The sequence below is a fragment of the Acinetobacter sp. BEC1-S18-ESBL-01 genome (genome assembly GCF_014169935.1).
GTDB classification, from domain to species: Bacteria; Pseudomonadota; Gammaproteobacteria; order Pseudomonadales; family Moraxellaceae; genus Acinetobacter; species Acinetobacter pittii.
This window is the reverse complement of sequence record NZ_AP022302.1, coordinates 2,319,632-2,341,803: the sequence shown is the minus strand read 5'-3', so window position 1 is coordinate 2,341,803 and position 22,172 is coordinate 2,319,632. Positions and strand designations below refer to the sequence as shown.

Here is a 22,172-nt window from a genome sequence, read left to right as displayed (position 1 = left end):
AAAAAATTTAAATTTAAAAGATTTATTAATCTTATTTTAAGCTAACTTCATTATTCTAATAATATCAAAGCTCAGTACAGTACACCTTTTGGCCACATTCTCCAGATGTGGCCTCTTTTTATTAGGAATAAATATAGCTTAGAATGAATTAATTTTTTAAGGAGAATAAGTTTTAATCTTCTTCCATGGCATTACTATAAAACTTAACACCCAGTTTAATTCGGTCTCGACCATTACTCATACGCCAACGATTGGTATCACGTAAAGAATATACACAACCACAATATTCCTGTTGATAGAATTCCTCTCGCTTACTGATTTCAATCATTCGACTAGAGCCACCATTTTTTCGCCAGTTATAATCCCAATATTGAATATCTGGATAATTGGATGCTGCTCGAATTCCGCAATCATTAATTTGAGCCATATTTTTCCAACGAGAAATTCCTAACGAACTACTGATGAGACTAAAGCCGTGTTCATGTGCGTAAAGGGCAGTTCGCTCGAAACGCATATCGAAACACATGGTACAACGAATACCGCGTTCTGGTTCATCTTCCATACCTTTAGCTCGAGCAAACCAATTATCCGTATCATAATCTGCATCGATAAATGGAATATTATGCTTTTCTGCAAAACGAATATTTTCTTCCTTACGGATGAGATATTCTTTTACCGGATGAATATTGGGATTATAAAAAAATATTGAAAATTTAATTCCAGAATCAATTAATGCTTCCATAACTTCTCCTGAACAAGGAGCACAGCAAGAATGAAGTAATAACTGATCATGTCCAGATGGGAGTTCTAATTTTAAACGTTGAGTTGACATAATAAAAAATTAAATTGCAATTCTAATAATTATATATTTTTATTTTGTATAATGTGAACTGAATTATTTTCAATTAAACATGAAATTAATTTAATATCTTGAAATTTATTTATTACTTTATTTGTGGTTTAGTTAAATATAATGAAACAATTAGATTATTAAATATTAAAATTATTTATATAGGCACTTTTGGATTTATTAATCGAAATATTATATAGTAATATAAAATATAGATAAATTTAATATTTTTTAAAAAAATAATATTAAAATTGGCTAGGTAAGTGATTGATGTTTCTAGATATAGTTTGAAATTTCTATATCTTTATTGTGATGTCTGTCACAAATAAACCTTATTTTTTCAATTAAAATATTTCTTTAGATTTGTAGCTTTAATAAATCTATACTATAAAATTCGATGTGTTTTTAAATTTAAGTGTGTGATTATTTGAGATATGAAAGATTGGCAATGTAAGTATTGTAATGGTTACATTATGGTTAATCATTCAAAGATCAGCGTAGGAGAAAAAGTTTACTTTTTGGTATATAAATTTGATGCAAAGAATGAACGGAAAAAATTATATAAAAAGGGAATTGTAGTTGCTCGCTACGATAATATACTTCACATTGAGTCACGTAAAAAAACTTATAAAATCGAACAAGCTAAGGTCTATCCATTAGGAGCACCAATGCCTTTCGTTTACAACATGTTTTGGGTTTGCGGGTGTCCATGTACTCTACAAAATTAATTTCTTAAATTTAAATGTCAGCAGCTCATTTTATAAATTTAATTGAATTAATAATCGTATCAAATTTATTTTTTCAGCTTTTATAGAAAAGTTAAGAGCGATAAGCTCATAAAAGTGGTTTTTAGCAGTTAAGGTGTTTGGATTTTTATTTGACAAAGTAAAGATGCTCTTTTATAAACCTCGAGTAAAGTTGAGGTTAAACATGATAAGTGAAAATAAAAAAGCTGACTCTAGTCGAGTTTTGACTGTGGGGGAAGTTGCAAAAAGGAGTGGAGTACCTGTCTCGACCCTACATTTTTATGAGGCGAAGGGGCTGATAAAAAGTATAAGAACCAATGGTAATCAGCGTCGCTTTCCATTAATCGTTTTAAGATATATTGCGATTATTAAAGTTGCTCAAAGAGTAGGAATTCCTTTAAATGAAATTAAAGAGGCTCTTAGCGCATATCCTATGGGGAGCAAATTAACAGCTAAACAGTGGAAAGAGTTATCAAGCCATTGGCGAAAAGATCTGGATGACCGTATTCAAAAATTAACGAGGTTACGGGATGAAATGGACTGGTGTATTGGTTGTGGTTGCTTATCACTAGAGCAATGCCCTTTAAGAAATCCAGAAGATGTTTTGGGGCAAGAGGGATCTGGACCACGAATTTTGGAAAGGCCATGATCGCAATATTTTGATAATTATTTTTAGAAAGGAAAATCTTAAATTCCAATCAATTAAAGAAATGGTGAATAGAACTTCCAAGTGAGTTTTTTATTGTAAACAAGACACATGAAACATGAATTTTTTTGATATCTTTAGTTTTTTTATTAAGAAGCAAAAATTTATGAAAAAAATTATCTTTCTTGGTTTAGCGCTTGTTTCGTTAACGGCTTGTTCATCTGTACAACATAAAGATCCAACTCCACCAAAAATTGGTTCACCAAACCCAGCTAGTCAATATTGTGTTGAACAAGGCGGGAAATTAGAAATTAGAAATGAAGCAAATGGTCAGGTTGGGTATTGTCACTTACCAAATGGCCAAGTCGTGGAAGAATGGAAATTATTCCGTGATAACCAAGCGAACTGTGTAGCAGAAGAAGCTCAAAAATTAGTGGGTCAATCTGACCTTACTGATGATCAAATTAAACAAAAAACTAAATCAGAAATTGTGCGCAAAGTGGCTCCAGGTCAACCAATGACTATGGATTATCGTACAAACCGAGTTAAAGTTACTATTGATCCTGCTTCTAAGAAAATTACTCAAGCAACCTGTGGTTAATGTGTATAATTAAAGTTTGGTAAATCAAATTTTAAAGAAAAGAGCCTACAGAAATGTGGGCTTTTTCTATTTTAATTTTCAGCATAGTGAATGACAGGATACTCTTTTTGTTGTGGCAGCTTCTGTAAAGCCTGATTAATTTTGATGAGAAAAATATCCACTTTGTCTTGGCTTGGATTGTTGGTGTTGTATGATGCTCTTTCTTGATAGTTAATTCCGCATCCAATAATTTTCATATTTGCAGGATTAAAGCTCCAGTCATTTTTATTTTTGATCGAGATATCTAAATCACTATCACATTCTTTCCAGAGTTTTAAAAATTGATTGGAATATACAGTTGGAGCTTCTTGTGCTCGGTAGGCTGTAAATCCTTGCATTTCAGAGTTAGTAAATTGAAGGAGATGATTGGTGGGCATTCCTCCCCAAAGCATAGCGCTATCTTTTGGTAACTTTATTCCTGTTATATGTTCTTCTTTAAGGGGTGCAGTTTGCTCATTTTTCTGTTTGGACTTTTGAGATTTATAAACCAGTTTTGTTCCAACAGGAACTGTTACGCCTTTGACTTGAGTGATTTGTTTTGTATAGAAATAAGGCGAAGTATCACGGTTACAGCCTGTCGGGTTATAACAGCCAATACAACCACTTAACAATAAAACCAGAAAACTTAAAATACTTAATTTGAAAACTCGATCCATTTTTCTTGTCTTTAATTATCTCTAGAAATTTAATATATCAGTATTTAAATCAATAATAAAAAAAGCCCCTAGCGGACTAGAGGCAGAAAAACATCAGATGCAAGAACAGGTGAATTATGCATCTGAGTTAAGTAGGTTGTATCAAACCATGTAAAGCACTTTACCAGCAAAAATGAATAAAAATAGGGAGGTGCGACTAATGGCTAATATTTGTAGTTTTTTATTTGTACAACTTCCTGTACTTGTTTTAAGGAAGGGGGCGCTAATACATTTATATTTGTTAATAAAAACTACAAAAGTTATGGCTGTGAACAAAGTTATTTATAGTGATTGTTCAACCGTTGTCTTTTTGTGCTACTGCCGAAGAGTTATTCGTGATTTGTACTTGGCTTAATGATAATTTTAGAGCTATCCGAAAGGACACAATAATGACGAACATACGAATAATAATGAATCGAAGGTAGGATCACGTGTTTATTAGTGTATTTGATCTTTTTAAAATTGGCATCGGCCCATCTAGCTCCCATACAGTTGGACCAATGCGTGCGGCATACAGTTTTGTGGAAGATTTATTGAAGCAAAACGATTTACAAGCCACGGTTAGAGTTCAGGTGAAGTTATACGGTTCGCTGTCGGCAACTGGTGTTGGTCATGCGACAGATAAGGCTGTTCTGTTAGGTTTAATGGGTTTTGACCCTGAACATATTGATACTCAAGTAAGTACAAGCTTGATTGAAGATGTTCTTGAAAATAAAGCCATCCAGCTTAATCAGCAAAAGAGTATTTCTTTTGACTATAAGCATGATGTGCTTTTTTTAGATGAATCTTTGCCTTATCACCCCAATGCAATGGAACTGATTGCGTATAACGGGGCTCAAGAAATTTTATATACAGAAACTTACTATTCGGTTGGTGGTGGCTTTATTGTCAGTGAAAGACAATTAACACATACCCAAACTGAAACCAACGACGTTAAAGTTCCATATCCATTTCACAGTGCGGCTGAACTTTTAAGCTTATGTAGAACTCATCATTTATCAGTGAGCGAGTTAATGCTTGAAAATGAAAAAAGCTGGCGGAGTGAAGCTGAGATTCGTAGCAAGATTATGGAAATCTGGAAAGTGATGCAGCAATGTATTCACAACGGATTAATTAATGAAGGCATATTACCGGGCGGATTAAACGTAAAACGTCGGGCTAAAAAAATTCACGATAAGTTATTAAATAAGAAAAACTCAAACCTGATTGTGACGACTTTTCATGCGATGGAATGGGTCAATTTATTTGCCTTAGCGGTAAATGAAGAAAATGCTGCTGGCGGTCGAGTAGTGACGGCACCTACAAATGGGGCCGCAGGAATTATTCCGGCAGTTTTATATTACTACGTGACTTTCTCTAAAGACTTTTCCGAAGATAAAGTGGTTCGTTTCTTTTTAAGTGCGGCAGCCGTTGGCATTTTATGTAAACTCAATGCTTCTATTTCTGGTGCAGAAGTAGGGTGTCAGGGAGAAGTCGGCTCGGCATGTGCAATGGCTTCAGCAGGTTTAGCCGAAATCTTAGGTGCCTCACCTGAGCAAGTGGAGCATGCGGCTGAAATTGGGCTTGAACATAATTTAGGGTTAACGTGTGACCCGATTGGTGGTTTGGTTCAGGTGCCTTGCATTGAACGAAATGCAATTGCGGCTGTAAAAGCCATTAATGCAGCCCAAATGGCACTTCATGATGACGATGAACACTTTGTCACACTAGATAAAGTCATTCAGACTATGAAGGAAACAGGTAAAGATATGTCTGAGAAATATAAAGAGACTTCAAAAGGTGGTCTCGCTGTTAACGCCATTGAGTGTTAAAAAAATGAGATGGGGACGAGGTGACCCCATCTCATTTTAAACATTAAGCCTCGCGAGCAACTAAAGTTAAAATGTCGTAAGTTGCGACAAGTTCACCGCGTTGGTTTTTGACTTTAATATCCCATACCACAACGCCATGTGCAGGCTGAGACGGGTCTTTTTGTGGTTTAGGTGTTTTTTGTTTACAGGTGAGTTCAACTTGGATTGAGTCACCAATTTTAACCGGTTCAACAAAACGTAAGTTGTCCATACCATAATTGGCAATTACAGGGCCTTGTGCTGCATCTACAAATAGACCTGCTGCGGCAGACACAATGAAGTAGCCGTGTGCCACACGTTCACCAAAGAAAGACTCGGCAGCTGCAATTTTGTCGGTATGTGCATAGAAGTAGTCACCGCTTAAACAAGCAAAATTGACAATATCAGCTTCGGTGACTGTACGACGCGCTGTTAATAGGCGTTCACCAATTACTAACTCATCAAAAGACTTTTTAAATGGATGTACACGGTCTTCATTAACTTTTGAGCCAGCAGTCCATGAGTGGGTAATTTGCGTCAGACTGTTTGGAGAACCTTGAATTGCAGTACGCTGCATATAGTGTTTAACGGCGCGAATACCACCTAACTCTTCACCACCACCTGCACGACCAGGTCCGCCGTGTACTAAATGCGGAAGTGGTGAACCATGACCTGTACTTTCTTTTGCCGATTCTGCATCAAGTACATGCACACGGCCATGCCAAGGCGCAATTTTTTGAATAATCTGCTCAATATTCTCATCGTTATTTTTAACGACAGAAGCCACTAGGCTACCTTCACCACGCGAAACAAGGTCAGCTAGTTCTTCAATGTTTTGATATGGCATGAGTGTACATACAGGACCGAACGCTTCCGTGGTATGAACATTAGTCGCTTGTAAAGGCTGTTCGCACACCAATAAAGTTGGAGCGAAAAAAGCACCTTTTTCAGGATGATCTGCATTAAATGTAAAACTATCGTTGCCACCAAAAACAATTTTTGCGTCTTTGCTGAGTTCGGCAACTTTCTCTGCAACGTCATGTTTTTGTTTAATACTGGCTAAAGCACCCATGGTGGTTTCTTCTTTTTGAGGATCACCCACCACAACTTTAGCAAGTTTGGCAGTGAGCTTCTCTTGCACAGTCGCTAACAAATTTTCAGGAACAAATGCACGACGAATCGCAGTACATTTTTGACCTGCTTTGGTGGTCATTTCACGGAAGACTTCACGCACAAATAAATCGACAGTTTCTTCATTTGCCTCTGGGCTTAAAATTGCACTGTTTACCGAGTCGGCTTCCATACTAAATGGAATTGAATATTTATTGAGGTGAGGGTGGTTACGCAGTTTTTGGCCTGTGTAGGCAGAACCTGTAAAGGTCACACAGTCTTGTGGGCCTAAATGCTCTAATAGGTCATAAGTCTGACCGCAAATGAGTTGTAGTGAACCTTTTGGTAACACATGTACTTCTTCAATGGCTTTTACAACTGCTTGAGTTAATTGGGCACCGTCGGTTGCAGGCTTAACAATACATGGCACACCAGCAAGTAACGTCGGTGCAATTTTTTCAAGCATTCCCCAAATTGGAAAGTTAAAAGCATTAATGTGAACGGCAACACCCGCTTTAGGGCTTAAAATGTGCTTAGCACCGAAAGTTCCATTTTTAGATAATTGAATCCAGCTATCTTCGGTAATAATTTTTTCGTCATTAAGTTCACGACGAACCAGACTTGAATAAGCAAATAATGTCTGGATACCACCTTCAATATCAATCCACGCATCTTTACGAGTTGCGCCTGTGGCATAAGCAAGTTTGTAGAACTCTTCTTTGCGCTCAAGTAAATATTGGGCAATTTGTTTTAATGCATTGGCACGTTGGTGAAACGTCCAGTTAGCCAGTTCTGAACCATTTTGTTTGGCATATTGAACAACACGTTTCATATCTATGCCATGACTACTTACGGCATAAATCGATTCACCTGTAATGGCATGATAAACAGGGCGCAGTTCTTCACTCGTCGAATGCCATGTTCCATAGATATAAGAAGCAAGATGAGGCAGTTGATGCTCAGACTGCTGAAAATCTGTGTCAGTTGAGGTTCCTTCTAGGTGTGCTTGTTCAAGCATGACCAAACTCCTTTTTTATTTGATACATCAATTATAAAAATTGCAAAAATATGATTCATAATTTCAGATTAATTTGTCTAAAAGTCAACTTTATTTTGATTTGTAAGCGTAAAAAGATTTTTTGTTTTTAATTAATATTTATTAATTTCAGCTATTTAATTCTTGTTTTTTGGTTGGATTTAATTTGATACTAAAAAAGTGATTGACTTTGCTTTTAGTGTATCGAAAAATAGATTCAAGGGTGATGCCTACAGGGAGTGAAAGAATGGAAAACAATTACCAGAAATTTGAACAAAATATTGCCAATGAAATTACGATCGAGGCTAAGGACCAAATGCCCGATGCCTATCGCAAAACATTGATTCGTCAAATTGGGCAACATGGCCATTCTGAAATTGTAGGTATGTTGCCTGAAGGAAACTGGATTACTCGCGCACCAACTTTAAAACGTAAAGCGGTTTTGCTTGCGAAAGTACAAGATGAAGCGGGTCATGGCTTATATCTGTATAGCGCAGCAGAAACCTTAGGTGCAGACCGTGATGACATGATGGAAAAATTAATTGATGGGAAAATGAAATACTCATCAATCTTTAACTATCCAACTTTGACTTGGGCAGATGTCGCTGCAATTGGCTGGCTTGTCGATGGGGCAGCCATTGTGAACCAAGTTGCGCTTTGCCGTACTTCATATGGGCCATATGCACGTGCAATGGTACGCATTTGTAAAGAAGAAAGTTTCCACCAACGTCAAGGTTTTGAAGCCATGATGGCTTTGGCAAACGGAACGCCAGAACAAAAACAGATGGCACAAGATGCAGTAAATCGCTACTGGTGGCCAGCACTGATGATGTTTGGTCCAAGTGATGAGCATTCTCCAAACAGCGCGCAAAGCATGGCGTGGAAAATCAAACGCTTTAGTAACGATGAATTACGTCAAAAGTTTGTCGATAACACCGTGCCACAAGTACAGCAACTTGGCTTGGAAGTACCGGACCCAGATTTAAAGTTCAATGAAGAAACAGGCCACTATGAGTTTGGCGAGATCGACTGGCACGAATTTAATGAAGTGATTGCCGGACGTGGACCATGTAATCACGAGCGTATCGAAGCACGCCGTAAAGCATGGGAAAACGGCAAATGGGTTCGTGATGCAGCAGTGGTCTACGCGAAAAAACAGCAGCTTGAAGCGAACAAAGTGGCTTAACAAGATTTATGGAAAAATTTGAGGAAATCAAAATGGAAGATAAAAACAACTGGTCACTCTACGAAGTATTTGTACGTAGTAAACAAGGCTTAAGCCACCGTCATGTAGGTAGCTTAAGAGCACCTGATGATGAAATCGCACTGCAACATGCTCGCGATGTTTATACGCGCCGTAATGAAGGAATTAGCATTTGGGTAGTTCGTTCAGAACTGATTAAGTCATCACAGCCAGATGAAAAAGCTGAATTTTTCGATCCTTCTTTAGACAAGGTTTATCGTCATCCGACTTTTTACCATATCCCAGATGGCATTGAGCACATGTAAGGGGAATGGCAAATGAATCATTCAGTTTTATCTAAATTCTTATTACATATTGGCGACAGTCAACTGGTTTTATCTCAGCGTTTGGCTGAATGGTGCGGGCATGCACCTGAGCTAGAAATTGATATTGCCTTAGCAAATATCGGCTTGGACTTGTTGGGTCAGGCAAGAAACTTTCTGACTTTGGCTGGTCAATACGATGAAGCTAAGCGTGATGAAGACCAACTTGCATATTTCCGTACTGAGCGTGAGTTTTTAAACCTATTGTTGTGCGAACAACCCAATGGTGACTTTGCACAAACGATTGTACGCCAGTGGTTGATGGACCATTACCATCTTCATTTATTTACGGCTTTAACACAAAGCTCACTTCCTGAATTAAGTGCGCTTGCTGTCAAATCTTTAAAAGAAGTGAAGTATCACATCCGCTTTTCGACAAGCTGGATGGAGCGTTTAAGTTTAAGCACAGATGAAGCGCATCAACGTGTACAAGACGGATTAAATAATTTATGGCGCTTTACCGCTGAATTATTTGAACTGAGTGCAGACGAAAAAGCACTAGTTGCAGAAGGCGTGATTCCAGATTTTTCAAATGAAAAAGAACAATGGAACCAAAGCATTGCAGATGAGCTTAAGCGCTTTGAATTAAATGTTGCTGTGAACGGTGCTTATCGCCGCGGTGCAAAACAAGGATTGCATACCGAGCATTTAGGTTATTTGTTGGCTGAAATGCAATGTATTCAAAGAACTTATCCGGGAATGACCTGGTAAGACAAGGAGGTGAGCCATGCAAATGATTCGTCATTGCATCGACCAATGTTGGGATGTTCTACAAACGGTAAGTGACCCTGAAATTCCGGTTTTATCGGTTGTCGATTTAGGCATGATCCGCGGTGTAGAGCTTAATGATCAACAAGAAATTATTGTTCGTCTAACTCCGACATATAGCGGTTGCCCAGCAACAGATATGCTCAAAGCACAAATTGTTGAGGCATTTACCGCAGAAGCTTTGACACCGGTCAAAGTCATGGTTGATTTGTCAGAAGCATGGACCACGGACTGGATGTCTGAAGCAGGGAAAAAGAAACTGCAAGTTTATGGCATTGCACCACCAGAAGGGTTGGCGCATCAGTGTGGAACTCACGTTCATTTAAATGATGGTGTCGAGTGCCCACGTTGTAAAAGCCGACATACCCGACTGTTAACAGAGTTTAGTTCTACCGCCTGTAAAGCACTTTATAAATGTCAGGACTGTCTTGAGCCTTTTGATTACTTCAAATGTATTTAAGTCTTTAGATAAGGAAATCAGCCATGAGCCAATTTGTACCATTAAAAGTAAAAAGTATTACACCACAAACCGATCAGGCAATTTGTATTGCATTTGACGTTGTACCTGAACAACAAGAACAATTTCAATTTCAACCAGGTCAACACTTAACCATTCGCCATTTAACCGAAGCTGGTGAAATCCGCCGTTGTTATTCAATTTGTAGTTATGCAGGCAAAGAAGACATCAGCATTGCGGTTAAAAAAATTGATCAGGGTCAATTTTCAAACTGGGCAAATGACCATTTAAAAGTGGGCGATGTGCTTGAAGTGATGCCACCACAAGGGGTGTTTTTTCAAAAAGCAGCCAAGATGGGCGGACAAAACTATTTAGGCGTTGCTGCGGGCAGTGGTATTACCCCAATTTTATCGATTGTTAAGCAAGTTTTGTTTGAGCAACCTGAAGCAAAATTTACGTTGCTCTATGGCAATCGTTCATGGAAACAAACCATGTTTGCCGAGCAAATTATGGATTTGAAAGATCAGTTTAAAGAACGCTTTCAACTCATCAATATTTTTTCTCGTGAGTTCAATGACAGTGAACTGATGAATGGTCGTATTGATGCAGAAAAGCTTAAGCAACTTTTTGATTTTGAAGTGCTTGAAACAAACTTCGACCATGTTTTTGCCTGCGGCCCAGACGAAATGATGAATGCTGTAGAAAGCACTTTGCCGAACTTTGGTATTGCCAAAGAGCGAATCCACACCGAACGTTTCCATACAGGACAAGCGCGTAAACGCAGTGTTGAAGCGGATGCAAACCGTAAAGAAGAAAAAGTAAACATCATTTTAGATGGTCGTGAATTAATTGTTTCTGTGGCTCAAGATGATGAAAGTATTCTTGACGCAGCTTTACGTGCAGGTGCTGACTTACCGTATGCATGTAAAGGTGGGGTGTGTGCGACCTGTCGCTGTAAGGTACTTTCTGGCGAAGTCGATATGTTCCTTAACTACAGTCTTGAAGAAGATGAAGTTGAAAAGGGCTATGTGCTGAGCTGTCAGACCTTACCAAAAGGCTCAAATGTTCGTTTGAGTTTTGATGAATAGAGGCTGTCATGCAAGAGTTGATCAAAGCCAGTACAGCTGCTGACGGTGTTTTGTTATTAATCCTAAACCGTCCGGAAAAAAGAAATGCTTTAAACAATGCAACATTGCAGTGTTTGTGCGAGTTGCTCGAAGAAGCTGAACATAATACTCAAGTCAAAGCGGTGGTTTTAACGGGTAACGCTCAGTGTTTTGCGGCTGGAGCAGATCTTAGCGAGCTGGCTGCAATGGACGCCGTGACTTTACAACTCGATATTCGTCCGAAGCTTTGGCAAAAAATTGATGCCTTTAGTAAACCGCTGATTAGCGCAGTTAATGGTTATGCATTGGGCGCTGGGTTCGAGTTGGTTTTGCATTCAGATATGGTGATTTGCGGTGAAAATGCCCGTTTTGCTTTACCTGAAATTGGCCTTGGTATGTTACCGGGTGCAGGTGGAACACAGCGTTTAGCACGCTTGGTTGGACAACAACTTACTATGCGCTGGGCCATGACAGGTGAGATGATTTCGGCAAAACAGGCAGAGCAACACGGCATTTGCAGTCAAGTGGTGCCGACCGAATTAACTGTTGAATATGCGGTTCAACTTGCAGCCAAAATTGCCAAACAAGCGCCTTTAGCGATTCGCGTGATTAAACAATCAATTAAAAGTATTCATGAAACAACGTTAAGTCAGGGACTCAAGTTTGAACGTCAAAACTTTGTCTGGCTGGCGGCTACAAAAGATCGAAACGAAGGGATTAATGCTTTCTTTGAGAAAAGAAAGCCAGTGTTTAGAGGTGAGTGATGGACTATCAAAATATTATTGCTGAAGAAAAAAATGGTGTTGGCTACCTGACATTTAACCGCCCAAAAGCACTGAATAGCTTTAACGTTGATATGCACCGTGAAGTGGCTGAGGTTTTAAATCTGTGGACTAAAAATCCGGATGTTCGCTGCGTCGTAATTAGTGGTGAAGGCCGCGGCTTCTGTGCAGGGCAAGATTTAGGTGATCGTGTAGTAGACCCAAATGCTGAAGCTCCAGATTTAGGATATTCCATTGAAACCTACTATAACCCGCTCATTAAAACGATTGTAAATATGCCAAAGCCTGTGATTTGCGCCGTAAATGGTGTGGCAGCAGGTGCAGGGGCAAATATTGCACTGGCGTGTGACTTGGTGATTGCAGCTAAATCGGCAAACTTTGTACAAGCCTTTTGCCGCTTAGGTTTGGTTCCAGATTCTGCGGGTACATGGTTTTTACCACGTGCCGTAGGCCATGCCCGTGCGATGGGATTGGCTTTGTTAGGTGACAAGCTACCGGCAGAAACCGCAAAAGAATGGGGCATGATTTGGGATGTTGTAGAAGATGCTGAACTTAAAACAAAGGTGACTGAACTCGCTGAACGTTTAGCGAAACAACCTACTTTTGGTCTATCTCTTATTAAAAAAGCCATTCATCAATCAAGTAATAACACCTTTGATGAGCAAATGCTGTTAGAGCGTGATTTACAACGTATTGCGGGTCGTTCAGAAGATTATCGTGAAGGTGTACAAGCCTTTATGAATAAACGTGAACCAAATTTTAAAGGGCGCTAAGCATGACAGATTTAGATTTATCTCGTGCCCGAATTGCCGTCATTGGTTCTGGCACCATGGGCATCGGCATTGCTCAGTTAGCGATCGTTAATGGGCACTCGACCGTTTTATATGATTTAGATGCTCAAAAAGCGCAACAAGCCGCTCAAGGCTTAGGGCAGACTTTTAAAAAGCTGGTTGAAAAGAGCAAGCTCACACAGCAGCAAGCTGATGAAGCCTTAGCGCGTTTAACGGTGGTCAATCAAATTGAAGCTTTAAGAGACGCTGACTTAGTTATTGAAGCGGTCGTTGAGAAAAAAGAAGTTAAACAGTCTTTATTTAAGCAACTTGCTGAAATTTGTAGTGCGCAAACCATTTTTGCAAGCAATACATCTTCAATTTCAGTGACTGCAATTTCGGCTGGCATTGCTCACCCTGAGCGCGTGGTGGGTTTACACTTTTTTAACCCTGCGCCAGTGATGAAACTGGTTGAAATTGTACAAGGCTTAAAAACCCCAAACAGCTTATGTTTGGCTTTAAAAAACTTGATGTTGGGCTGGAAAAAAATTCCGGTACTCACCAAGTCGACTCCCGGATTTATTGTTAACCGAATTGCACGTCCGTTTTATGCAGAAGGCTTTAGAGCACTGCAAGAACAAGTTACCAGCTACGACCAACTCGACTATGCCTTAAAGCAATGCGGCGGTTTTGCGATGGGGCCGTGTGAACTTACCGACCTCATCGGGCAAGATGTTAACTTTTCGGTAACCCAAAGCGTTTACCAAGAGTTTTTTTACGAACCACGCTACCGCCCAAGCCTCATTCAAAAAGAATTAGTCGATGCGGGTGCTTGGGGCCGTAAGTCAAAACAAGGCTTTTATCACTATAACGAAAAAAATCTGTACGAGACATTTCAGCCTCAAGCTGTGGTTGCCGAGCCAGTCGATGCCCATATTCAGCTAAAAGGGACTTGGTCTCAGCTACCTGCGTTTTTAACCCGTTTAGGTTTAAAAAGCGGATCTGCGAGCGACGACAATATTCTTCAGATTGATGATATCGACTTACGTTTAAGCCAAGGTGAGTCAGCCAATATTCATTACCTGAGCCGTAAAGTGGTTTTAATGGATTGGCATCATGATTTTGAGCACGCGGAAGCTTTAGTACTCAGTCATAACGAGCTTTGTGAAGCAAGTGATTTGGCTAAAGTTGAGGCTTACTTTGCACAGTTTGGCATCAGCGTGATGTGGATTAAAGACCATCCGGCACTGTTAACCTTACGCACCATCGCTTTACTCATTAATGAAGCCTGCGAAGCAAGTTTACATGGTGTTGCGAGTCTGGAAGATATTGATAATGCCATGAAATATGGAGTGAATTATCCTAAAGGCCCTTACCAGTGGTTGACACAAATGGGCGGCGCTTATGTGCTCCAAACCTTAAATAACTTATATGCACTGTATGGAGAGGAAAAATATCGCGCGAGTATCTACCTCAAGCAATACGTAGCGAAAACCCAAAACATTGCTACCCAATATTCACGTGATATGACCGAATTTGCATAATCAGGAGTCAACATGGAAGACGTTTTAATTTGCGATTTTATTCGTACCCCAATTGGACGATATGCAGGTGCCTTAAGTGCAGTACGTGCAGATGATTTAGCTGCATTGCCCATCAAATATTTAAAAGATAAACACCCGAACTTGCCGTGGAATACCGTAGACGAAGTATTTTTAGGATGTGCCAACCAAGCAGGTGAAGACAACCGTAACGTTGCACGTATGGCAACACTCTTGGCGGGCTTACCAGATACAGTTCCGGCCATGACGGTTAATCGCTTGTGTGCTTCTGGTTTAGATGCAGTAGGGCTTGCAGCACGCTCTATTAAAGCTGGCGAAGCGCAGTTTGTGTTGGCAGGTGGTGTAGAGTCAATGAGCCGTGCACCATTTGTACAAGCTAAACCAACCGAAGCGTTTAGCCGTACACCTGAAATTTACGACACCACCATTGGCTGGCGCTTTGTAAATAAACAACTTAAAGCACAATACGGCACCGACAGCATGCCTGAAACTGCCGAAAATGTAGCTGAAAAATATCAGATTAGTCGTGAAGACCAAGATGTGTTTGCATTGCACAGCCAACAAAAAACCGCTGCTGCCCAACAAAACGGTTTCTTTAACGATGAGATATTGCCTGTCGAGATTGTAGATCGTAAGAAAAACGTGGTTGTGGTGAACCGCGATGAACATCCGCGTGAAACAACACTTGAAGCGCTCGCTAAGCTAAAAGCGCCGTTTAAAAAAGAAGGCGGTTCGGTGACTGCCGGAAATGCCTCTGGTGTAAATGATGGTGCTGCGTGTGTGTTAATTACCAACCGTGAATTTGCAGATACACATGGTTTAAAACCTTTAGCACGCGTGATAGGCATTGCAAGTGCAGGGGTTGAACCCAAATATATGGGTATAGGTCCTGTTCCGGCTGTACAGAAAATTTTAAAGCAAACAGGTTTAACGCTAGATCAGATGGATGTGATTGAGCTGAATGAAGCATTCGCAGCCCAATCTTTGGCTTGTATGCGTGAACTTGGGCTAAAAGATGACGATGAACGCGTGAACCCAAATGGCGGTGCGATTGCGTTAGGCCATCCGCTCGGTATGAGTGGTACTCGCTTAGTCATTACGGCAACACGTGAGCTAAAAAAACGCGGTGGACGCTATGCGCTTTGCACGATGTGTGTAGGTGTTGGACAAGGCGTTGCACTGATTTTGGAAAACTTAAATTAATTCAGACGGTTTTTAAAATTACATAATGAGGAGAGAGGCGATGGACAGCCTTACAACGGATAATGTTGAGCAATTAACACTTGCAGAGCTTAGAGAGCTGCAAACTAAACGGTTAAAGCAAACCCTGACTTTTGTATATGAAAATAGTCCGGTCTATAAGAAAAAGTTCGATGAAGCGGGTGTACATCCTGATGACTTCGTGACTTTAGACGATCTGGCGAAGTTTCCATTTACCACCAAACAGGATTTAAGAGACAACTATCCGTTTGGAATGTTTGCCGTACCGCAAGAGCAAATTGTGCGTTTACATGCATCATCGGGTACAACGGGTAAACCGACCGTGGTGGGTTATACCCAAAAAGATATTAATACTTGGTCGGATATTGTTGCGCGTTGCTTACGCATGGCAGGTTTAACCGCGAAAGATATGGTTCAGGTGGCTTATGGCTATGGACTGTTTACAGGTGGTTTAGGCGCACATTATGGTGCCGAGCGTTTAGGTGCGACGGTTATTCCAATGTCTGGTGGGCAAACTGAAAAGCAAGTTCAGCTTATTCAAGACTTTAAACCTACTGCAATTATGGTTACGCCATCGTATTGCGTGAGCATTATTGAAAAGCTCGAACAACAATTTGGTACTGCACGTAATACGTCTTTAAAAGTCGGGATTTTTGGTGCCGAGCCATGGACCAACGAACTTCGCCGTGAGATTGAAGAACGCCTCAATATTAAAGCACTTGATATTTATGGCTTGTCTGAGGTGATGGGGCCGGGCGTTGCGATGCAGTGCTTAGGTGAGGGCGAAGGTCTAACAATTTGGGAAGATCATTTCTACCCAGAAATTATTAACCCTGAAACAGGTGAAGTCTGTAAAGATGGCGAACTTGGCGAGCTAGTCTTTACCACCATTACCAAAGAAGGCTTACCGATTATTCGTTACCGTACTCGTGATTTGACCCGCTTACTACCGGGTGAAAATCTAGTTATGCGTAAAATGGATAAAATTGTGGGCCGTAGCGACGACATGCTCATTATTCGCGGTGTGAACGTTTTCCCGACACAAATTGAAGAGCAAATTTTGCAAGTTCCGCATTTAGTTCCAAATTATGAAATTTTGGTGACTAAAAAAGGACATATGGATACTTTGCATATTCGTACAGAGATGTGTCATAACTGTAATATACAGGCCAATCAACTTGCTCAGGAGTTGATGAAGCGCATTAAAACCATGATTGGGATTAGCGTTACTGTAGAAGTTGTGACGGAAGCGACCTTACCTCGTTCGGAAGGTAAGGCAAAGCGGGTAATCGATATGCGTCAGATTGCTTAACATCAAGATCATTCAGGGTATAGAATCTATACCCTGAAACTAAACGCCAAGACATGAGTATGAGTGCAAAAATACAGCAAATAATTGATTCTGTTGTAAAGAATGAAACCTTAAGTGGAACTTCGCTTATTTCGACAATTTTTGGAGATTCAGTACTTCATCGGGGTGGAAACATTAGTCTTGCAAGCCTGATTCAGTTATTAGAGCTATTTGGTTTTAATGACCGCGCTGTAAGAACCTCAGTTTTTCGTTTAGTTAAAAATGATTGGTTATGTTCGGACAAAATCGGCAGAACCAGTTTTTATCGAATTACCGATTCGAGCCGTTCGACCTATTTGCAAGCCGAACAACGTATTTATAACGACCAGATGAAAGAGTGGGACCATTATTGGGATCTTATTCTGATGTCTAGCCTCGACACTGAAAATAAAGCGTTGTTAAAAAAAGAACTTGAATGGTTAGGATTTGCCAATATTTCGACAAACTTAATGGCTTATCCGGGGTGTAACCGTATTGAACTGCAACGTTTGTTGGTTGATTTAAATATGAGTGAGCAAGTGGTGGTGTTTAAAGCTGAAACCTTGCAGCTCTTTAATAATTCGGTCGATACCATCGGGCGTATGCTTAGAACCAACTGGCCAATTGATGAATTACGCCAAAGATATTTACAGTTTCTCGATATTTTTAGAGAAATTGGCGTGTTGCTGATGCAAGAAAACGAACAACTCGAACCGGTTCAGGCCTTTCAAATTCGAACTTTGCTGATTCATTATTATCGACGGATTTTATTGAAAGACCCTGCATTACCGCTTGAGTTGTTGCCAACTGACTGGCCTGCGATTAGTGCACGAACTTTATCAATGAACATTTATAAAAAAGTATTTGAACCTGCGGATGAATACTTCTTGTCTGTTGCCGCAACAGCAGAAGGACCAATGCCAAATGCCACAGCACATTATTGGCGCCGTTTCGGAGGTTTGGTGGCGACAAATGAGAGGTTAAATCATGCCTTGTTATAGTATTGACGGTGTTATTCCCGTCGTTAGCCCAGAGGCTTTTGTACATCCAACTGCTGTTTTAATTGGTGATGTGATTATTGAAGCGGGCGTATATGTAGGGCCATTTGCTTCATTGCGTGCCGATTTTGGCCGTATCCATATTAAGCAAAATGCTAATGTACAAGATAACTGCACCATACATGGTTTTCCGCAAAGCGTGACTTTAGTTGAAGAAATGGGTCACATTGGGCATGGCACAACTTTACATGGCTGCCGTATTGGTAAAAATGTCTTGGTCGGCATGAACAGCGTAATTTTGGACTATGCCGAAATTGGTGAAAACACCATTATTGGTGCAAATAGTCTAGTCAAAACCAAAGATGTTATTCCGGCAAATGTATTGGCAATGGGCAGTCCTGCCAAGGTTGCACGTGATTTATCAGAACAAGAAAAAAAGTGGAAAACTAGAGGCACGCAAGAGTACATTGAGCTTGCACAGCGCTGCTTAAACTCAATGCAAGAAGTTCAGCCTTTAAGCTCAGAGTTGGATGACCGCCTGACCTATAAGGACTTTCGTTCTTCAAACTATCAGATTAAACAAGATAGCGTTTAAGGGCTTTTAATCAGTCGATTTCAATACACATGAGTTCATGAAACTTAAGGAATACTCGCACGAGTAGGGAGACGTTTGTGCAAAATATGGAAACGACTGCGGTTGATCAATTCGCAGAGCTATTGGGTGTTCAAGTGCTGCATCGCAGTTTTGATGAAGCGCGTTGCAAGCTTAATGTGAAAGACGAGCACATGAATGCCTTGGGCGGCGTGCATGGTGGTGTCATATTTTCTTTAGCCGATATCGCTTTTGCGATGGCTTGTAATGCAGGGGATGCGCCATATACTGGCTTACAGGCAGATATTCGCTATATGAGCGGTGCGAAGGATAGGGTGTTATTTGCAACGGCAACCAAGGTCGGAAGTAGTAAAAAATTCGCGCATTATGAAGTGTTGATAACAGACGGTTTGAATAATAGAGTCGCTTTGTTTACATCGACCTGTTATAGACTCGCGCCGTAAGATGTGGTTGGTTTTAAAAAAGAGTCCCTGCAAAAACAGGGGCTCTTTTATAATCATTCTTTTAACTGTTTCAGTATGAACTATATAACAATTAATCCTACGACTTAATCTGTCGCACAATTCACTTGAATGTATTTTATATAGATTCAAATATGGTAAATTAAAATTAATAAGTTAATAATTGCCTTGAATAAAAAGGGCAAATTAATGTCATTTTCGCAAGTGTTCGAGATTTCTTGAGCAATATTGAAGTTGATAACGAAGCACAAATTACGACTTGATATCAAGAAATTACTAAAGCTTCAAATCAAAAATTCCATAATGCAGAATTTATAGGTGGTTGTTAAATGCTGGAAGTGCAAGAATACCGTTTAATTTACAATTGGAAAGATATTGAGGAAAGACCAAATTTTTTGCCTGAAATTACTATAAATAATGAAGAAGAAGCGATAGACAATCTTAGTCATATTATTGCACCTTATCAATTTAGAGATAAAGTTAAATGTGGAATTAGTCGATGTAAAACTAAACATAACTATGGTTTTCTTGTTAAGTTGAAAACTGGAAAAGAGATTATAATTGGTAAAGATTGTGGAAAAAAATATTTTGGAGCTGAATTCAAGGCACAATATAAGTTGATGAATACTCTTAGAACTGAGTCTGAAAACTTTAAAATTTTAGAAGAGAAATTTTTATTAATAAATGAGCTAAAAGATAATTATGAAAAAATAACTTTATTTGCTGGTAAATATGGAATTCATAAAATACTTCAAACAATTAAACAGCTAAGTACTGCTAATGAAAGTTTAAATTATTGGACAGTCGCTGATATACGTCAGAATATTACCAATTCTGGCGATATTTGGATGAATATTAGGAAAACTGAACAAGAAATAGAAAATGAAAGAAGATTACGGGTTGAGTCACAGGGCAATATTTATGATGCTACATCTAGTCAGGGTGAGATAAAAATAGATTTATATCGTAGAGAGAAAATTGCAAAGGTGGAATGTTTTGAAATTATATATAAAGCATATGAAATAGAAAATTTAATAAAATATTTTTCTTCTATTCATAGAACTTTAAAACATCCAAGAGATATGAAAAAAGAAGATCGCAAAAAGTTGGTTAAAGAATTTAGGGCATATGAACAAAATATGCATGAAATAAATGATTTTTGTTTGAAGGGAAATAAGCTTTTAGCTTATGATAATATTTTAAAGATTGAAAATGCAATAAAAGATAATGTTGCTAAAAAAGAATTTCGAAATTGGGCTGCACAGTTTATGTGAGAAGTGATTTTATCAAATATTTTTTAATAGATATTATAAATACTGATATACATGCAACAGATTTAACTTGGTAATGTCATCAGTTGCTAGATACCATTAAAAGCCGATTCGTATGGGAAAAGACAAAAAGCATTAGGACTTGATCTTGAAGTTCTAAAAGTATTGGATGCAAAGGTTGTAGTATTAATTGTAGGAAATATGGGGTAATTATGACATTAGTAGTAGCAGGTTATGAAGGTGAAGAAATTTTCTTTATAGGTGATTCAGCAATTACTTCAAATAATGTGACTTTACTTTCTGGATTTAAAAAAATATATGCTGTTCCTATTGTGGTTAATCAACCATATATTTTAAGAACATTCAAAAATTATATTCCTTATACACGATATCAAGGCGAATGTGTAATCGCATTAGCTGGTAGTACATTGATCGCACAGCATGTAATAAATAGTGTTGTTGGTCATTTAGATAAGATTAGAGTGAAACATGATTATGATATAAATGGAATTAAGTATTCATTAATCAGACATTGTAATACAAAAGATAATCCATTCTATAATACTGGATATATAGTATATGAAAATAATATTTATTCAGATGATGATATTTACAATGCTATAAGTGTAGATGGTATAAAGCAAATCATTGAGTATTCTATAAAAGAAGCTCTTAGTTCAGCTTCTAAGCATGTTTTAGATTCTGAAAGTTGGGAGAGGGTGATTAATAATGAATATTTATTTGCTTTATGCTGTCCTCATACAGGTAAAAACTTCCTTTATAAAGTTGAATTAATCGAGCAAGAGACGGATAATGGTATTAAAGCGGTACCTGTAATTACTCAAATTCCTGAAGGAAATATTGGAGTAATTGGTATGAAAGCCCATACTCAAACATTAACTGAAGAGTATGAAAATCTTCTTACTACACCATCAAAAATTTCATTGGGAATGTTGAATTGCATAGAAGATATTATTGATAAGTGCAATTCAGAAGGTAATAAAGGTGTAGCTAAACCAATTATTTATAAAAGATTTAATGGTAAGTTAGTTAAAGCCTTAACTATTAGTGAAAATAGTGATTGGTGGAAACTTGATATTGATGAAACACCTTTAAGAGTTTTAGATAAAGATAAAGAGCAGTCCTTACACGACTTCCATAAGTTTAAATTTGGAGAAATTGATTTTGATTTTTAGTATTTTTCACTTAGATGTAATTGGCAGGAGTAGTAAGGACATCTTATCACCTTCTTTTTCCTAAAAATCCAATCTCTTCTAACCCCAACTTAACAATAACCCACCTATTATTTAGCCTTACTTTTCTAATGATTTAATTTAAAACAAATGGCATTTTGTGTGCTTGACTGCAATAGGGTTGAGCACTATTCTTTGCCTGCTGGCCTACATTGCCAGACGGTCGTCGCGGACCGATTACAACAGCATCAGAATTATTCCTTTCTGAGGTATAATTTTGTGTGAGCATCTCCTCGTCTCCTCCCGTAGCGGTAGGACGGGAGAGGGACACCTTCGGGTGTGCTGGTTGTTGTACCAGTCCGCGAACCCTTTCTCGTTCTGCCACCATAATTTAAATGTCGGCAGAACTCCCCATAAAAAGGAGTTGGCTTTGCACATCCATTATTTCTTGGCTCTCGAAGCCAAAAGCTATAACGACACAGCTTAAAAATTAAAGCAGCTTGAACGCCTTAAGGTTTTCAG

The 22,172-nt window shown here is 38.9% G+C and carries 23 protein-coding genes; 19 read left to right on the top strand and 4 right to left on the bottom strand.

Annotated features, from left to right (window positions below; genetic code table 11):
- Positions 1 to 172: 172 nt before the first annotated feature.
- The gene (locus tag H7R46_RS11010) at positions 173 to 832 is read right to left on the bottom strand and encodes an epoxyqueuosine reductase QueH (RefSeq protein ID WP_005070032.1); all 660 of its coding nucleotides are present in this window, start codon (positions 830 to 832) and stop codon (positions 173 to 175) included.
- 452 nt (positions 833 to 1,284) lie between these two features.
- Here H7R46_RS11010 and H7R46_RS11005 point away from each other — a divergent pair, with 452 nt between their 5' ends.
- From H7R46_RS11005 to H7R46_RS10995, 3 genes are all read left to right on the top strand, one after another.
- The gene (locus H7R46_RS11005) at positions 1,285 to 1,578 is read left to right on the top strand and encodes a hypothetical protein (RefSeq protein WP_005070027.1); all 294 of its coding nucleotides are present in this window, start codon (positions 1,285 to 1,287) and stop codon (positions 1,576 to 1,578) included.
- 202 nt (positions 1,579 to 1,780) lie between these two features.
- The gene (soxR, locus tag H7R46_RS11000; RefSeq protein ID WP_005070025.1) at positions 1,781 to 2,245 is read left to right on the top strand and encodes a redox-sensitive transcriptional activator SoxR; all 465 of its coding nucleotides are present in this window, start codon (positions 1,781 to 1,783) and stop codon (positions 2,243 to 2,245) included.
- Between the two features lie 163 nt (positions 2,246 to 2,408).
- Positions 2,409 to 2,843, top strand: coding sequence for an I78 family peptidase inhibitor (locus H7R46_RS10995; RefSeq protein ID WP_005070023.1), 435 nt, complete (start codon positions 2,409 to 2,411; stop codon positions 2,841 to 2,843).
- Between the two features lie 71 nt (positions 2,844 to 2,914).
- On the opposite strand, the gene H7R46_RS10990 is transcribed toward H7R46_RS10995, so the two are convergent.
- Positions 2,915 to 3,538: a hypothetical protein gene (locus H7R46_RS10990; RefSeq protein WP_005070021.1), complete on the bottom strand. Its 624-nt coding sequence runs from the start codon at positions 3,536 to 3,538 to the stop codon at positions 2,915 to 2,917.
- A gap of 470 nt (positions 3,539 to 4,008) precedes the next feature.
- On the opposite strand from H7R46_RS10990, the gene H7R46_RS10985 reads away from it, so the two are divergent.
- Positions 4,009 to 5,388 carry an L-serine ammonia-lyase gene (locus H7R46_RS10985; RefSeq protein ID WP_002114276.1) on the top strand — a complete coding sequence of 460 codons (1,380 nt, stop codon included), beginning with the start codon at positions 4,009 to 4,011 and terminating at the stop codon, positions 5,386 to 5,388.
- Positions 5,389 to 5,431: 43 nt separating this feature from the next.
- Here the strand turns inward: H7R46_RS10985 and paaZ are convergent, their stop codons facing one another.
- Positions 5,432 to 7,534: a phenylacetic acid degradation bifunctional protein PaaZ gene (gene paaZ / locus H7R46_RS10980; RefSeq protein ID WP_005070018.1), complete on the bottom strand. Its 2,103-nt coding sequence runs from the start codon at positions 7,532 to 7,534 to the stop codon at positions 5,432 to 5,434.
- A gap of 265 nt (positions 7,535 to 7,799) precedes the next feature.
- Between paaZ and paaA the strand changes: the two genes are divergently transcribed.
- The 15 genes from paaA to H7R46_RS10905 all read left to right on the top strand — a co-directional run bounded on the left by paaA (position 7,800) and on the right by H7R46_RS10905 (position 21,653).
- On the top strand, positions 7,800 to 8,738 hold the full coding sequence (paaA, locus tag H7R46_RS10975) for a 1,2-phenylacetyl-CoA epoxidase subunit PaaA (protein WP_005070015.1): 939 nt from the start codon (positions 7,800 to 7,802) through the stop codon (positions 8,736 to 8,738).
- Positions 8,739 to 8,770: 32 nt separating this feature from the next.
- Positions 8,771 to 9,061 (top strand): 1,2-phenylacetyl-CoA epoxidase subunit PaaB, encoded by a 291-nt coding sequence (gene paaB / locus H7R46_RS10970; RefSeq protein ID WP_000389648.1) that lies wholly within the window; start codon positions 8,771 to 8,773, stop codon positions 9,059 to 9,061.
- Between the two features lie 12 nt (positions 9,062 to 9,073).
- On the top strand, positions 9,074 to 9,829 hold the full coding sequence (paaC, locus tag H7R46_RS10965; RefSeq protein ID WP_005070012.1) for a 1,2-phenylacetyl-CoA epoxidase subunit PaaC: 756 nt from the start codon (positions 9,074 to 9,076) through the stop codon (positions 9,827 to 9,829).
- Between the two features lie 16 nt (positions 9,830 to 9,845).
- Complete coding sequence (gene paaD / locus H7R46_RS10960; RefSeq protein WP_005070011.1) at positions 9,846 to 10,346, top strand: 1,2-phenylacetyl-CoA epoxidase subunit PaaD; 501 nt, start codon at positions 9,846 to 9,848, stop codon at positions 10,344 to 10,346.
- A gap of 23 nt (positions 10,347 to 10,369) precedes the next feature.
- Positions 10,370 to 11,431, top strand: a complete 1,062-nt coding sequence (gene paaE / locus H7R46_RS10955) for a 1,2-phenylacetyl-CoA epoxidase subunit PaaE (protein ID WP_005070007.1) — start codon at positions 10,370 to 10,372, stop codon at positions 11,429 to 11,431.
- Positions 11,432 to 11,439: 8 nt separating this feature from the next.
- On the top strand, positions 11,440 to 12,213 hold the full coding sequence (locus H7R46_RS10950) for an enoyl-CoA hydratase-related protein (protein WP_005070004.1): 774 nt from the start codon (positions 11,440 to 11,442) through the stop codon (positions 12,211 to 12,213).
- Positions 12,213 to 13,004: a 2-(1,2-epoxy-1,2-dihydrophenyl)acetyl-CoA isomerase PaaG gene (gene paaG, locus H7R46_RS10945; RefSeq protein WP_000386291.1), complete on the top strand. Its 792-nt coding sequence runs from the start codon at positions 12,213 to 12,215 to the stop codon at positions 13,002 to 13,004. Before H7R46_RS10950 ends, paaG begins: the two co-directional genes overlap by 1 nt.
- A gap of 2 nt (positions 13,005 to 13,006) precedes the next feature.
- A complete protein-coding gene (locus H7R46_RS10940) occupies positions 13,007 to 14,545 on the top strand; it encodes a 3-hydroxyacyl-CoA dehydrogenase (protein ID WP_182924203.1) in 1,539 nt (512 codons plus the stop codon).
- 12 nt (positions 14,546 to 14,557) lie between these two features.
- Positions 14,558 to 15,766 (top strand): 3-oxoadipyl-CoA thiolase, encoded by a 1,209-nt coding sequence (pcaF, locus tag H7R46_RS10935; RefSeq protein WP_005069998.1) that lies wholly within the window; start codon positions 14,558 to 14,560, stop codon positions 15,764 to 15,766.
- A gap of 40 nt (positions 15,767 to 15,806) precedes the next feature.
- Positions 15,807 to 17,096: a phenylacetate--CoA ligase PaaK gene (gene paaK, locus H7R46_RS10930; RefSeq protein WP_005069995.1), complete on the top strand. Its 1,290-nt coding sequence runs from the start codon at positions 15,807 to 15,809 to the stop codon at positions 17,094 to 17,096.
- A 53-nt stretch (positions 17,097 to 17,149) separates the two neighbouring features.
- Positions 17,150 to 18,115, top strand: coding sequence for a phenylacetic acid degradation operon negative regulatory protein PaaX (paaX, locus tag H7R46_RS10925; protein WP_000062822.1), 966 nt, complete (start codon positions 17,150 to 17,152; stop codon positions 18,113 to 18,115).
- Positions 18,102 to 18,707: a DapH/DapD/GlmU-related protein gene (locus H7R46_RS10920; protein ID WP_005069991.1), complete on the top strand. Its 606-nt coding sequence runs from the start codon at positions 18,102 to 18,104 to the stop codon at positions 18,705 to 18,707. The genes paaX and H7R46_RS10920 overlap by 14 nt, the downstream gene beginning before the upstream one ends.
- Positions 18,708 to 18,784: 77 nt before the next feature.
- The gene (locus H7R46_RS10915; protein WP_005069990.1) at positions 18,785 to 19,168 is read left to right on the top strand and encodes a PaaI family thioesterase; all 384 of its coding nucleotides are present in this window, start codon (positions 18,785 to 18,787) and stop codon (positions 19,166 to 19,168) included.
- Positions 19,169 to 19,515: 347 nt separating this feature from the next.
- Positions 19,516 to 20,460 carry a hypothetical protein gene (locus H7R46_RS10910; protein WP_005069989.1) on the top strand — a complete coding sequence of 315 codons (945 nt, stop codon included), beginning with the start codon at positions 19,516 to 19,518 and terminating at the stop codon, positions 20,458 to 20,460.
- A gap of 209 nt (positions 20,461 to 20,669) precedes the next feature.
- Positions 20,670 to 21,653, top strand: a complete 984-nt coding sequence (locus tag H7R46_RS10905) for a hypothetical protein (RefSeq protein WP_005069987.1) — start codon at positions 20,670 to 20,672, stop codon at positions 21,651 to 21,653.
- A 133-nt stretch (positions 21,654 to 21,786) separates the two neighbouring features.
- Here the strand turns inward: H7R46_RS10905 and H7R46_RS19225 are convergent, their stop codons facing one another.
- Positions 21,787 to 21,939 carry a hypothetical protein gene (locus H7R46_RS19225; protein WP_194156744.1) on the bottom strand — a complete coding sequence of 51 codons (153 nt, stop codon included), beginning with the start codon at positions 21,937 to 21,939 and terminating at the stop codon, positions 21,787 to 21,789.
- Positions 21,940 to 22,172 lie beyond the last annotated feature (233 nt).